The organism is Thermoplasmata archaeon (assembly GCA_036395115.1).
GTDB lineage: Archaea > Thermoplasmatota > Thermoplasmata > RBG-16-68-12 > RBG-16-68-12 > RBG-16-68-12.
This window is the reverse complement of the sequence record DASWDU010000048.1, coordinates 20481-32761: the sequence shown is the minus strand read 5'-3', so window position 1 is coordinate 32761 and position 12281 is coordinate 20481. Positions and strand designations below refer to the sequence as shown.

The following is a 12281-nucleotide window of genomic DNA, read 5'->3' as shown; positions in this document are numbered from 1 at the left end:
GCGGGGTTAGCCTCGGCATCGCGACCCGGGGGAGAGCCGATATCTAACGCCCGCATTGAGTCCGAACGCCGTTGGGGGCGGAGGTTCTTCGGCGTCGTACTGGTGGTCTGGCTCGGCACGGTCGCCGCGTTCGGCGCGATTGCGGTGAACTGGTACCAGCACGTCAGCCTGGCGCAGTTCGGGCTGATGGTCCTCTTCCTGTTCAGCTTCGCCTTCGTCTTCTCGAAGCGGCTCCTGTCCCTGTTCCTCCCGCCGTACGTCATCCCGTCGCTCGATCGGCTCCCGAGGCAGCCGAAGGTCGCGATCCTCTATGCGACGATGAACGACGTGGTGCCGGAGTGCGTCCGCGCGATCCGGCCGACGTACCCGTGCGACGTCTACGTGCTCGACGACTCCTCGGATCCGGAGAGGCGGTCGCTCGTCGAGCGGCTCGCGGCGGAGATGGACTTCCGGGTCCTCTATCGGCCCAACCGGAAGGCCTTCAAAGCGGGGGCGATCAACGCATGGCTGCGGGAGCACGGCAAGGCGTACGACTACTTCGTCCTCCTCGACGCGGATTCGGCCCTGCCACCGGACTGGGTCGAGCGTGCCTTGCGGTACGCCGAGCACCCCGACAATGCGGACCTCGCGATCTTCCAGGGCATGGTGAACATCTGGAACACGGACCGGCCGTTCCCGGGGGCGCTCGCGCCGGCGCACGTCCTGTCGCAGGACGAATGGGAGCGGAAACTCGCCGGATACCTCGGGACCGTCGTGTGCTACGGCCACAACGTCCTCCTGCGGACCGCGCCCGTGATGGACGTCGGCGGCTTCGACGAACGCTACGTGTCCGAGGACTTCGCGACGGCGATCCGGCTCGCGAACGCCGGGTACGGCAGCGCGTTCGTGCCTCTCCATTCATGGGAGGCGATGCCGGAGAACGTCCGCGGGTTCATCAAGAGGCAGAACAAGTGGACGCGCGGCTCGATGGAATTCTTCTCCTTCGTCCCGGGCGCGAAGATCCCGCTCCACAAGAAGGTAGTCCTCCTGATGATCCCGTTGGGCCACCTCGCCTACATCGCGATCTTCGTGGCGATCCTGCTGGCCGTCTTCGGCCGCTACTCGTCCTTCAACGCGTTCCTCGCCTTCGGGCAGAACCTCGCCTCCGCGCCCCTCGAGTACATCTGGTCGATCCCGCTCTTCCGGTTCATCATCCTCCTGACCGCCGTGACGTCCGTGTTCACGGTCGCGAAGATCGTCCAGGTCCGCCTACGGTTCTTCGACTTCTACCGCGCGCGGAGCCTGAGCCGGGCCGTCGGCTCGATCATGCTGCCGCACGAGGTGCGCTCGATGATCATGTACGTGCTCGACCGCAAGCGGCGGTTCCCCGTGACGCCGAAGGACGAGCCCCCGATGACGATGCGGGAGATCCTGCACATGGGGCGCGGCACGGTCGCGATGATGGCCCTGATCGGGTTCGGCTTGGCGGCCGTCAACCCGGTCGGGCTGTACTACAACGTCCTGTGGCTCGTCCCGTTCATCGCCTCGCCGATCGTCTTGCACCACTACTGCGGCCCGCACACCGCTCCGAGGGCCCTCGCGAACGGCGGGACGAAGGACCTCCTGGCCGACGCCAGGCTCGCGACGAGCGTGGACCGCCCGCGGAACCGATGGGGCTGAGCCGCGGATGGATCCGCACTCCCTCCCGAAAGGTTCATTATGTGCGCGCACATAATTGCTACTCGTGCCGAACATCACCCTGACCGTGCCGTCCGACCTCCATCGGAAGATGAAGGCTCATCCTGAAATCAGGTGGAGCGAGGTCGTCCGACGGCTGCTCGCCGAGCGCATCCGGGACCTTGAGCGCATGGACGCCCTGACCCGCCGGAGCACCCTGACCCTGGAGGATATCGAGGCGCTAGACCATCTGATTAAGGAGGGCCTTCGCCGCCGGTTCGAAGCCGCGCGACGCTCCGCAGGAGAGTGAGTGGCTGGCCGCCCCGCGGCGGCTCGTGGTCGATGCGAACATCGTCGTCGCCGCGTTCCTTCGCGACTCGACCGTCCGCCGGTTGCTGACCCTCTCCGTACTCGAGCTCATGGCCCCCGAATTCCTCCGCGCAGAGATGCGCGAGCACCTCCCCGTGCTGCGAATTCGTGCGGGGCTGTCGGAGGATGCGACGTCCGAACTCCTCGATCGGCTGGAGAAGTACATCGACTTCTTGCCCGCGGAGGCGATCCTTGCGCAATGGGAGACCGCCGCGATCGCGCTCGGAGGGGTCGACCCGGAGGATGTCGCCTACGTCGCGACGGCCCTCAGCGTGCCGTGCGACGGCATCTGGTCTGACGACCCTCACTTGAAGGCCCAGCGGCTCGTGCCCTGCTGGACCACGAGAGAGTTGGTGGCCGCGCTCCGGGGGGACGGTCTCAAGTTGTGGGAGTCCGGCGGGCTTAACTGGTCTCCTTCCAAGTCTCGCGAGGGCGCCGCCCCGAGCGAGCCGAGTCGCCTGGGCGGCCGAAGGCATCGTAAATCTTAAATGTCACATCTTACATGTGACATGCGTGAAAGTCGTCCAGACCCAGCTCTCCGAGACGGAGTACGGACTTCTCGCCGCGTATGCAGCCGCTCGGAAGAAGACGATTAAAGAGGTGGCCCGGGAGGCGATCCGGCAGACGATCCTGCGGGATGAGGTGGACCCGAACGATCCGATCTTCCGCGCCTTCCCGCTCACCCGGAAGAAGGGGCGGATCACGGACGGGTCGGAGCGGGTGGACTACTACCTCTACGGACCGGACCGATGATCTTCTTCGATTCCGGCGGATGGATCGCCTTGTCCGTGCCAAACGATCGGAACGCAAAGGTCGCGCAGGGGGTGTATGGAGATACAGCCCGAGGAGCTCACGGCCGCATCGTGACGACCGATTTCGTCTTGGACGAAGCGGCGACCTTCGTCCGGATGGCCACGGACGTCGCGACCGCCGCCATCTTGCTCCGGCGGGTGACGAGTGCCCCGAACATTACGGTCGTCTGGATCGACGCGGGGCATTTCGCGGATGCCATCGAGGACTTTGAGCGCCACGAGGACAAGCGGTGGAGCTTCACGGATTGCACGAGCTTCGTCGTGATGCGGGACCTCGGGATCGGGAAGGCGTTCACGTTCGACCGGAATTTCGATCAGGCGGGCTTCACGCGACTACCGTGAGACCGAGCCCCGGCCGACCACAACATCCTGTGGTCCAGCGCTCCTTGCGTCTCTGGTTGTCTTGCACCGTCAATGCGGCCCGCACCCGCAACGTGCCTCGATTGCCCGAGAAGCCGATGGTGCTACAGGCCGAGCTGGGTCGGTCTACCCAGGGCCGCCTTCCGGTGGTTTCGGCGGCTGGTCAGGCGGGGTGGACGGTTGCGTCGGCGGGGCCCAGGCGGGCGGCGGATAGTACGGCACGTTCGGCTGCTGTGGTGGCAGCCAGACCTGCGGCGCGCGCCGCTCCCGGCGTTTCATCGCGGCGGCGACCGCGAGGAACACCACGCCGAGGACGAGGGCGACGATCCCTCCGAAGACGAAGATGGGGGGCCCGATCCCGCTCACCGTGATCTCGACCCGGACGTCCTGTTGCGTCGCGTCGTACCCAGCCCCGTGATCGAAGATGAGGTGGAACGTGTCCCAACCCGGCAAGGCGACGTCCAGCTGGCCGGAGCTCCCGGACGTGGCGGAGAGGGGCTGCGCCGCCCCACCGCCGTCGTACGCCTTGTACTGGGTGTCCGTGAACACGAAGACGTCTACGGTCCCGCCCGCGACTTCCTCGAAGCTTCCGGTGAGGTGGCCGCCCGTCACCAAGGGGAAGTCGTACACGTAGTACCAGTCCGCGCCGGAGGGAATCGTGACCGTGCTCGAATCGGTCGTCGGCACCGCGGAATACGCGAGGCCGCCGATGCCCCCGAGCAGAAAGATCGCTCCCAGGACGACGAGGACGATTGCCGCGGCCCTCATCCGGACCACCGCTCAGCAACGACGGCGGGCCGAGGTGCCGCCCCACGCGGGAACGTCATTCGTGGCTCTGCCAGCCGCAAGGCGTCGCAGAGCGCGAGCACGGCGCCCGCCCGATTGTCGTATATCCCCTCCAACCCCTGACCAGAGATTGGATCGGGCGTACTTAGCCGTTCCTCTCGCGGGGCCTCCCGGAGCAGATCGATGAGGAACGTCGTCTCGAGGCTCGCCGCTCGGATCGCTTTCGGCGGCCGAGTTGCTTCCGGAGTTCGGTCTTCGACAGGCGATCCCCGGCTTCGAGGAACGAGGCGTATGCGGCCATCTTCTCCGCGGGGTAATCTTTCCAGTCTCCGGCAAATTCGAGGAGGGAGCGACTCCCGCGGGTCAACCGGCGGACGACGTCGCTGAAGCTCTCCCCTTCCCTTTTCAGAGAGGCGAGCGCGGTGTAGGCGTCCTCGGACAACGTAACGGTCTTGACCGCCATGGATGTGTCGATGTAGACACGCCTATGTCAGCGTTTCACGCGGGTGGTCGAATCACAAATATCGGGAGCGCCATGCCCGAGCCCGGTTGTCCGAAGCGTCCCTCGAGCGGCTGCGAAAATTCCTCCTGCCCCTCGAGCTCGCGGAGGCGGAGCTCAAGGCGAAGCCCGCAGCGGCCGTGATGATCATCCTCCGTGACGGTCCGCGCGGTCTCGAGGTCCTCCTCGGCGAACGCCGGAAGCGGGAGGGCGATCCGTGGTCCGGGCAGATCGGGCTCCCGGGCGGGCGGCACCACACGGAGGACGGCACGATGCTCGCGACCGCGCTGCGCGAGACGCGCGAAGAGGTCGGGATCGAGATCGAGGGTCGCGCCGAGGTCCTCGGCCACATGGCCCCCCGGGCCCCGGGCAACAAGCCGGAGATGCTCGTCGTCCCCTACGTCGCCTTGGCGTCGGGGCCGATTGAAGCGAACCCGGGCCCCGAGATGACGTCGACGTGCTGGTGCTCGCTCGGCGACCTCCCGGCGACACAGGGGAAGTCGGTCGTCCAGACGATCCTCGGCGAGCTGAACGTGCCCTCGTACACGTACGAAGGGAGGCTGATCTGGGGATTCACGTACCGCATCCTCGAGGAGCTGCTCGTGTTCGTCGGGCTCAGCGCTTGAGCCGCGCATCTCCCGGCGGCTTCGGCCCGTACCGGAGTCTCTCGAGGAGATCCGGACCGTCGATCGTGGCGACGAGGTCCTTGCTCGAGAGGTTCTCCGGGGGAACCGGGGGCGTCGGATGCCCCTGCATCCCTTCCGCCCGGGTCGCCGCCAGGAAGAAGACGGAACCCAGGATCGCCGCCCCGACGAGGTCCGTCGTCGGCGCGACCCAGACCGTCTTGCCCGCGTCCCACCCGACCCGGACGCCGAGGAAGTTCAGGAACGCGGCGAGGATCCGCAGCACGTTTGCCGCGAGGAGCAGGACGGACGCCAGGGCGAGGAGCCCCTCCGGCGCGCGCCTGCGGATCGCTTCGACAGATTCCGTCGACTCCTCATCCGGGAATTCCATCCGGCGGAGGCATGCGGCGGCGTCTTCGAGTGGTCTGGGGCGCGTTGGCGTCCGATCACTCCGGCCGGTGTCGGGGCAGCTTCTCCCGCGCCCATGCCGTGAACCGGCCAAGGTGTTTCATGGCTTGATCCGAGTCGCCTCGTCCCAACAGCCGCTCCTCGTACTCGGCCCGGTTCTTCACCCGGAGGAGCGCGGTGAGGTGCGACGCGGCCCGGTCGGCCTCCCGTCGCTCGATGTCGATCTGGTGCAGGAGCTCGACCGATTCCTCGTGCTCTTGGGCGGCCGATCGCTTGCCCAGGTAGAAGACGGCCACGGCATCGGCCATCGCGATGCCGGAGTGGGTGGCGTTGGCGACGGCTGCGTCCCAGTCCCCCACGCTCGCGGCGTGCGTGGCGGCGCGTTCGAACTCGTCGGCTTTGCGCACGTAGTTGCGGTACTTCCCCTGGTCGACGAAGCGCGACCTAGGCGGCAGACTCCAACACCTTCTCGAGCGGGACGCCGCCGATCAGGATCCCTTCGGCAAGGCCGGCCCTGACGAAGGGGGCTCCGAGCTTCGACTTCAGCTGGCCGAGCGTCAAGACCTTTGCGTCCAGATCCAGCCCATAGGTTCGCCGAAGCCGGGCCCGCAGGTGAGAGAGCGCTGACTCGGCCTGGTTGACGTCCTTCGCGACCACGAGGAGATCGAGATCGCTGTGCTTGCGAGCCCCCTCCATGGCTCGGCTCCCGAACAGCACGACGGAAATCGAGCTGCTCGCTAGGGAACCCCTGATGACCTCCGCAATCCGCCTCCGTTGATCCCGCTCGGAGCGGAATAAATTGGCCAAGAGGGTGTACAGGAAGTAGTCCCGGTTGACCCGGAACACGTGCGCCCGTCCAAGCACCCGCTCGGTTGCCAAGCCGTAGTCCGTGAGGACTCGGAGCGCATCGAGGACCGAGGAATGGCTCATAGCCAGGAGGCGGCCGATCTCGCGACCCGTGAACTCCTTGTCCGGAAGTTCCACTAGGAGCTTCGCGACGCGGAGGCGGGCGGTCGAGCCCAAGATCGACTCAAGGCCCGACGTGGGGAGGATGTCCGGAGATTCGGCCATTTGGTCGGATTTCCGACCATGTGTATGGATTCCCGTCCATATGAACGTGCGGACGGCGGCCGTCAAGAGACATGTAACGGGGGGCATGCCGCGGCGTCTTTGGAAGCGCTGGGAGGGTGCGTCGTTCCCGAATCGGACGTGACCGGGCTCAACGTTCTTCGCGAGGATCCTGCCGTAAATGCGGTCCGTGCCGGAGTCGCTCGCGCCGAGCCGGATCCACAATTGCTGCGACGAGGTCCTCGCTCGAGGCGTCGTCCAGGGGCATGGAAGGTGTCGGTGGCCCCTCGGATCGCTCGGCCTCCCGCGCCGCGACCGCTGCGAGTCGGGCCGCATCGAACGCCTTGCGCAGAGCGACCGCGGGGACGATCTCCCTCTCGGACGGCGTCGACCTCCGCTCGGTCCGGAGGTGCGCCTCGAGGCCCGAGTCTGTCGGGTCGTCGAGCCACTCGCCGCACGTCGGGCAGCGCACGAACTCCTCGCGGACGCGAGCGGGCCGCATCTCCGCCGCGACGATCACGAGGCGCAGGAACAGGTAGAGGATCATCGTCGCGAGCAGGTACGACTCGATCGGCATCGCGCTCAACCGGAACGGCCCCGTGAGGTAGAGCACCTCGTGGTTGATCAACACGAACGAAGCGACTGCGGCGAGGGCGAGCATCGCGACCTCCCGAAGCGCGAACCGCATCTCCCGCGTCTGAAATCCGAGCACCAATCCCTCCCCAAGAGGACGGCCACCCATGAGCCGTTCGGCGTCCCCGTGATGAGCAGCGCCCGCTCGGCGGATATATCTTTTGGAACGCTACGACCGATGTCAAAGACGAGGGGGAGGGGATTGCTCAGCGTTTGAACCGTCCGTCCCGCGGCGGATCCGGGCTGCGCCGGAGCGGCTCGAGGAGGTCCGGGTCCTCGGCGGCCGGCGGAACATCTCGGCTTGGCGCGTCCTCGAGCTCGTTCGACGGGATCGCGGGGGGATCGGCGGCGGTCGCCTCGTCATTCATCGCCGCGCGGCGCGCCGCATCGAGCGCCTTGCGCAGCGCCACCGCGGAGACGATCTCCCGATCCGATGGCCTCGCGGCCATCTCGAATTCGCGGTGTTCCGCGTGGCTCGGAGCGGTGAATTCGTCGAGCCGTTGCCCGCACTCCGGACACCGGACGAGGTCCGCGTCCACGCGCGGCGTGCGCATCTCGGCGACGATCACGATGATCCGGAGGAAGAGGTACACGACGATCGTCGAGACGATGAACTCGGAGAGGTTCCACGCGGGCGGCCGCCCGCCCTCGAGCAACTCGTGATTCAAGAAGAGCCAAGCGCCCACCGCCGCGATCCCGAGGAACAGGGCTTCGCGCAGCGCGAACCGACGCTCCTCTGTCTGGAACGCGTGGATGATATGGCCCTCCGAAAGGTCCGCCTCGAGCCGGCGTCCCCCGTGAATAGAAGCGGTCCGACAGGGGAAATACCTTTGGCACCTCGGCGGGACTGGGTATCAAAAACGAAAAGGAGGGGATGAAGTATATCAGTGCCCGCAGGCACGAGGGGAAAGCGATGGCGAAAGGCCTCCGACCGCGCACCTTGGCGGTGGGATTCGGGGTGTACTACCTCGTCATCGCCTTCGCCGCATGGGGCTACGCCCAGGGCCAGGGACTCTGGTTCCCGCCGGACATCACGCGCTGGGTTTACACGACGTATATGCTCGTCGCGGCGATTTTCCTCGTGGGCATGGGCGGCCTCGGGGTCTCCGTCCGCCGGTCCGTCAGCCGACAGATCGGCGAGGTCGACCGCCGGTCCGGGTCGTCGCGCGGGGCGGGGCCGGAGGCATTGCCCCCGCCGCTCCCCGAGACGCCGACGGGGCGGGACAACGTGGACCGCGACATCGACCAGCTGCTCGAGAGCCTGAGCGAAATCGAGCAGTCGACCGCACAGGAAGCGGCGGCGATGGACATGGGGATCAGCGAGACGCCGATGGCGGCTCCCCCGGACGCCGCCACGACCGCGCGGCGGGAGCGGCTCGTGCAGCGGTCCCGGCAGCTCGGCCGGTTCGTGATCGGACCGTGCGTGGTCGCCGCCATCATCCTCGGAATCTCCGGCTTCATGCTCCCCGGCTCCGACGAGTTCGCGCAAACGTCTTTCCATCTCAACACCGCACTCATCCTCGGAATCGGGTATAGCTGGCTCGGGGTCGGCGGGTACGTCGCCGCGACGGTGTACGCGCTCTCGAGAGGCGGCGAGAGAAGGAAGCGGTGAGGCGAGGGCAGGCCGCCGCCGCGGATTTATCGGTCCGGCTGCCAAAATCAAGACGCGTTGTGGATGACCTTAAATACGTCGAGGACCGTTCGCTTGGATTACAAGACGCGGGGGCAGGGATGATCACTACCGTCGTGACCGTCACGTCGACGTTCCTTGCGGGGAGCTTCGGCGCCGCCGCGGTCGCTTCCCTGATCCTCTTCCTGATCATGCGCGAGCTGACGTCCGCCCACGCCGAGGAGACGGGCAGCCCTAAGTCGAAGATGCTCTCGCACACGCTCCTCGTGCCGATCGCCCCTCTGCTCGTGGTGTTCGTCTTCATCGTTGCGGTGAAGGTCCTCGAAGTCTTGTAGGCCCGGATTCGACGGATTTTTCCGGTCCGCGTTCGCGCCGCGGAGCCCCGAGCGGAACCCTTACGCGAAGCCGCGATTCAAATAGTCGTGGATCGTCACCGCGCCGATGGCGCAGAAGGAAGTTCGAATGACGCGGGCCGCACGACGCCGTGCACGACGCCGGAAGGGAGCGGGACCGTCCCATCGGGTGAAGCGGCGCCGCCGATAGGGGTCCGGCGTCAAGGCGCTGCCGTCACGACCCTGGCGAGTTTGCGTCGGAACCCCCACACGAAGAGCACGACCCCGATCGCGACGAGAGGAGCCGCGAGCTCAAACCGATCGACGGCCAGGAAGATCGCGAAGAACCCGACCAGGAACACCCCGGCGTATGCGATCCGCTCGTGCCGGCTCAGGCGGAGGACCTCCCGCAAGATCAGGTCGCGATACCGGACCAGGAGGATCGCGAGGATGACGAAGGCGATTGCCGCGACGAAGAAATCGAGCGTGAGCTCCGAATAGTAGTCGTCGAAGGTCAAGAGGAGCCCGACCTCGTCGCCGACGAATCCCGCGCCGACGCCGAATACGACCGCGTAGATGCGAGCGAACTTCACGTCGGTGTCCACGATCCCCAGCCAGCCGGCGACGCCCATCATCGCCAATCCGTACCAGAAGTGATGGAAGTGGATTCCGCCCTGGGTGATGATCATGACGGTCGGGAGGAGGAGGTGGAAGATCCTCGCGCCGAAGAATCCTCCCACGAACGCGAGCGTCGCCACGAACGAGAGTGCGTGCTTGAATCGAGGCGGTTTCGACTCCACGGCCGTGCTGCGGGAATGTGGAGACGGAAATAAGACTACTCAGAGGAGAGAACCTCTCGCGGCGCAGGCCGAGCCTACCCGAAGACGAACGGCGCCACCAGATACAAGACGACGTTCCCGAGGCTGTGGCTGAAGATCGCGCCCCAGAGGTTCTTCGTCTTCAGGACGACGTATCCGTAGAAGAGGCCGACGGAAAAGACGAACACCATGTCGATCGGGCTCAGGAAGAAGATGTGGAGCGACGCGAAGAGGGCGGTCACGAACAGAAGGCCGCCGGCGTCGCCGAGCCCTTCGATCGCGCGCTTCAACAGGATGCCGCGGAAGATGAGTTCCTCCGAGACGCCCGTGGCGAAGAAAATCGCGAGCCCTCCAAGCACGAGCGGCCCCAACGCCAGCTCCGCAACCCACGCGCCGGGCCGGAGGATCTCGAACTCGACTAGCCCGAGCGGGATGCCGGTCAACGCAATTGCCGTCTGAATCGGGATGTCCCGCCACGTCCGGAAGCGCAGCCCGAGGTCCCGCGGACGGAGCCGCTGGACGTACGCGACCGCGGCGATCGACACGAGGAGCGGGATGCTCACGAGGGCGAGCCACGGGATCGTGTTCAGCGGGTCCGCCTCCGGGTTCGGGCTCTGCAGGTCCAGGAAGTTGTATCGAGGCACGGCGAGCGAGAATACTCGGACGAGGGAGGCGAGGCTCGTGGCCACGAGCAACACGGCCATCGTCCGATCGCGCGCCTCCATCACGACGGACCCGAACATCAACCCGAAAACGAGGAGGATGTGGATGCCCAAGCCCACGGATTGGTACGGCCGCTCCGCCCCGGCAGGAATTGCGATGAGGACCTCTGCGACGACCACGGCCCCGAGGTAGCCAAGGAGCACGGCCCAGCGCGAGGGCACCGGCAGGGCCGCGGTCTCCGAGGCGGTCGCCGTCGCCATGGTCCCTCTAGATCTCGACGGGGGCCGCGGGAGGGGCTTCCTCTCCTTTGAACGACCGCCGCGCGACGACGTAGTAGTACGGCACGGAGGCGACCTGTGCCAACGTCACCGCGATCGCGAGTCCGTTGATCCCGTCCGACAAGAGGAGCGGGTAGCCGAGGCCGAACGTCACAGCCGAGCTGATGACGGTCCCCACGATGAGCGGACCCGTCCGCTTCCGCACGCGGACCCGCGTTCCGTAAATGGCGTTCAAGAACGACGGGATCGCGGCGAAGACGAGGATCCGGAGCGGGCCGATCGCGCCGTCCGCGAACTTCGGATCGCCGAACAGCTCGAGCATGAACCGCGCGAAGACCCACATCACAAGGATGCCGGGGATCAGGAGGACGAGGGACAAGAGGATCGCGCGCCGCTCATCCAGATGGCGGTTGGCGTTCTTCTGGGACGCCTCCGCGTAGAACGACGTGAACGCGGCGCCGGGGATGATGCTCAGGATCGCCGCAACGACGCTGGCGATGTAGAAGAAGTTCACATCGTCCTTCGTGAGGACTTGCAAGACCATGAGCGGGAGGAGCATCCCCGCCGAGGCGCCGATCGCACTCGCCGCGTAGTTGCCGAGGCTGAAATGGACCATCGGCCGGATCCCTTCGAAGTTCGTCGTCGGGCGAGGCCGGAAGCCGGGGAGCACCCGAGGGAGGAAGTACAGACCCTCCACGCCGACGGCGATCGTCATGGGGATCGCCAGGGCCATGAAGACCCCGAGCCGGCCGTTCGTGGCTACGATTGTGGCGAAGACGAGGGCGAAGGGAATCTTGAGGAGCGCGAAGATCAGGGTCCGCCACGTGATGAGGTCCGCCCGGCGCATCGCGAAGCCCGTCTGGTCGATGATCGGCGCGAAAGCGAGGGCCGTCGTGGTCGCGAGGATCGCGATCCAATAGATCGGCGTGGACAAGATGAAATCGAGTTTGTTCGCCCAGACATCGATGCCCACGATGAAGACCGCCGCGGCGATGAGGCTCGCGATGCCCCCGATCGTGAGGCAGGCGTTCACGAGATGCACCTTGTTCTCTTCTGCCGGGAGGAATCGAATCAGGCCCACGCCGAGGCCGAAGAGTCCGAGGGTGCTGACAAACGTCGTCGTCTGGAACAAGGCGACCGCGACCGCGACGTCGTCCGGCCTGAAGGAGCGGTATACGACGAGCCAGAAGAAGAAGCCGAGCGCGGAGCCGATCACGCTCGAGGACATGATGAAAAACGCGTTGCGGTAGAGCGGGGTCTTCGCCTCGTCCCAGGCGCGGCCCACGAGGCGCTGCATCCGATCTCGCGCGTCCTCGAGGGGCCGCATCCCGACTCGCGTCGCAAAC

The 12281-nt window shown here is 66.4% G+C and carries 18 protein-coding genes; 8 read left to right on the top strand and 10 right to left on the bottom strand.

Features of this window, described 5'->3' with window-relative positions; all coding sequences use genetic code 11:
* From VF992_11700 to VF992_11680, 5 genes are all read left to right on the top strand, one after another.
* The coding region (locus VF992_11700; GenBank protein ID HEX9341815.1) for a glycosyltransferase family 2 protein at positions 1–1659 on the top strand (1659 nt) is incomplete at its 5' end.
* A 64-nt stretch (positions 1660–1723) separates the two neighbouring features.
* Positions 1724–1966 carry a hypothetical protein gene (locus tag VF992_11695; GenBank protein ID HEX9341814.1) on the top strand — a complete coding sequence of 81 codons (243 nt, stop codon included), beginning with the start codon at positions 1724–1726 and terminating at the stop codon, positions 1964–1966.
* Positions 1967–1991: 25 nt separating this feature from the next.
* Entirely contained in the window at positions 1992–2513 is a 522-nt protein-coding gene (locus tag VF992_11690; GenBank protein ID HEX9341813.1) for a PIN domain-containing protein, read from the top strand.
* A gap of 25 nt (positions 2514–2538) precedes the next feature.
* Positions 2539–2778 (top strand): hypothetical protein, encoded by a 240-nt coding sequence (locus VF992_11685; protein ID HEX9341812.1) that lies wholly within the window; start codon positions 2539–2541, stop codon positions 2776–2778.
* On the top strand, positions 2775–3179 hold the full coding sequence (locus tag VF992_11680) for a PIN domain-containing protein (GenBank protein ID HEX9341811.1): 405 nt from the start codon (positions 2775–2777) through the stop codon (positions 3177–3179). Before VF992_11685 ends, VF992_11680 begins: the two co-directional genes overlap by 4 nt.
* Positions 3180–3323: 144 nt before the next feature.
* Here the strand turns inward: VF992_11680 and VF992_11675 are convergent, their stop codons facing one another.
* Positions 3324–3965, bottom strand: a complete 642-nt coding sequence (locus VF992_11675; GenBank protein HEX9341810.1) for a hypothetical protein — start codon at positions 3963–3965, stop codon at positions 3324–3326.
* Positions 3966–4128: 163 nt separating this feature from the next.
* Positions 4129–4446 (bottom strand): antitoxin VapB family protein, encoded by a 318-nt coding sequence (locus VF992_11670; protein HEX9341809.1) that lies wholly within the window; start codon positions 4444–4446, stop codon positions 4129–4131.
* 86 nt (positions 4447–4532) lie between these two features.
* On the opposite strand from VF992_11670, the gene VF992_11665 reads away from it, so the two are divergent.
* The gene (locus VF992_11665; GenBank protein ID HEX9341808.1) at positions 4533–5108 is read left to right on the top strand and encodes a CoA pyrophosphatase; all 576 of its coding nucleotides are present in this window, start codon (positions 4533–4535) and stop codon (positions 5106–5108) included.
* Here VF992_11665 and VF992_11660 read toward each other — a convergent pair.
* The 5 genes from VF992_11660 to VF992_11640 all read right to left on the bottom strand — a co-directional run bounded on the left by VF992_11660 (position 5098) and on the right by VF992_11640 (position 7900).
* A complete protein-coding gene (locus tag VF992_11660; protein HEX9341807.1) occupies positions 5098–5496 on the bottom strand; it encodes a hypothetical protein in 399 nt (132 codons plus the stop codon). The genes VF992_11665 and VF992_11660 overlap by 11 nt on opposite strands.
* A gap of 55 nt (positions 5497–5551) precedes the next feature.
* Positions 5552–5920 carry a hypothetical protein gene (locus VF992_11655; GenBank protein ID HEX9341806.1) on the bottom strand — a complete coding sequence of 123 codons (369 nt, stop codon included), beginning with the start codon at positions 5918–5920 and terminating at the stop codon, positions 5552–5554.
* Positions 5921–5957: 37 nt separating this feature from the next.
* The gene (locus VF992_11650; GenBank protein HEX9341805.1) at positions 5958–6584 is read right to left on the bottom strand and encodes a nucleotidyltransferase domain-containing protein; all 627 of its coding nucleotides are present in this window, start codon (positions 6582–6584) and stop codon (positions 5958–5960) included.
* Positions 6585–6732: 148 nt separating this feature from the next.
* The gene (locus tag VF992_11645; GenBank protein ID HEX9341804.1) at positions 6733–7293 is read right to left on the bottom strand and encodes a hypothetical protein; all 561 of its coding nucleotides are present in this window, start codon (positions 7291–7293) and stop codon (positions 6733–6735) included.
* Positions 7294–7420: 127 nt separating this feature from the next.
* Entirely contained in the window at positions 7421–7900 is a 480-nt protein-coding gene (locus VF992_11640; GenBank protein HEX9341803.1) for a hypothetical protein, read from the bottom strand.
* A 188-nt stretch (positions 7901–8088) separates the two neighbouring features.
* Here VF992_11640 and VF992_11635 point away from each other — a divergent pair, with 188 nt between their 5' ends.
* Both VF992_11635 and VF992_11630 read left to right on the top strand, forming a co-directional pair.
* Positions 8089–8826 carry a hypothetical protein gene (locus VF992_11635; protein ID HEX9341802.1) on the top strand — a complete coding sequence of 246 codons (738 nt, stop codon included), beginning with the start codon at positions 8089–8091 and terminating at the stop codon, positions 8824–8826.
* A 119-nt stretch (positions 8827–8945) separates the two neighbouring features.
* Positions 8946–9179 (top strand): hypothetical protein, encoded by a 234-nt coding sequence (locus VF992_11630; GenBank protein ID HEX9341801.1) that lies wholly within the window; start codon positions 8946–8948, stop codon positions 9177–9179.
* Positions 9180–9397: 218 nt separating this feature from the next.
* Here VF992_11630 and VF992_11625 read toward each other — a convergent pair whose 3' ends face one another.
* The 3 genes from VF992_11625 to VF992_11615 form a co-directional block, all read right to left on the bottom strand.
* Positions 9398–9976, bottom strand: a complete 579-nt coding sequence (locus VF992_11625; GenBank protein HEX9341800.1) for a hypothetical protein — start codon at positions 9974–9976, stop codon at positions 9398–9400.
* A 74-nt stretch (positions 9977–10050) separates the two neighbouring features.
* Positions 10051–10917 carry a type II CAAX endopeptidase family protein gene (locus tag VF992_11620; GenBank protein HEX9341799.1) on the bottom strand — a complete coding sequence of 289 codons (867 nt, stop codon included), beginning with the start codon at positions 10915–10917 and terminating at the stop codon, positions 10051–10053.
* 7 nt (positions 10918–10924) lie between these two features.
* Complete coding sequence (locus tag VF992_11615; GenBank protein HEX9341798.1) at positions 10925–12262, bottom strand: lipopolysaccharide biosynthesis protein; 1338 nt, start codon at positions 12260–12262, stop codon at positions 10925–10927.
* Positions 12263–12281 lie beyond the last annotated feature (19 nt).

Coding starts and splice junctions, on each gene's coding strand:
- VF992_11680 (HEX9341811.1), top strand. CDS start 2,775: ATGATCTTCTTCGATTCCGGCGGATGGATCGCCTTGTCCGTGCCAAAC.
- VF992_11675 (HEX9341810.1), bottom strand. CDS start 3,965: ATGAGGGCCGCGGCAATCGTCCTCGTCGTCCTGGGAGCGATCTTTCTG.
- VF992_11670 (HEX9341809.1), bottom strand. CDS start 4,446: ATGGCGGTCAAGACCGTTACGTTGTCCGAGGACGCCTACACCGCGCTC.
- VF992_11660 (HEX9341807.1), bottom strand. CDS start 5,496: ATGGAATTCCCGGATGAGGAGTCGACGGAATCTGTCGAAGCGATCCGC.
- VF992_11650 (HEX9341805.1), bottom strand. CDS start 6,584: ATGGCCGAATCTCCGGACATCCTCCCCACGTCGGGCCTTGAGTCGATC.
- VF992_11635 (HEX9341802.1), top strand. CDS start 8,089: ATGAAGTATATCAGTGCCCGCAGGCACGAGGGGAAAGCGATGGCGAAA.
- VF992_11630 (HEX9341801.1), top strand. CDS start 8,946: ATGATCACTACCGTCGTGACCGTCACGTCGACGTTCCTTGCGGGGAGC.
- VF992_11620 (HEX9341799.1), bottom strand. CDS start 10,917: ATGGCGACGGCGACCGCCTCGGAGACCGCGGCCCTGCCGGTGCCCTCG.
- VF992_11615 (HEX9341798.1), bottom strand. CDS start 12,262: ATGCGGCCCCTCGAGGACGCGCGAGATCGGATGCAGCGCCTCGTGGGC.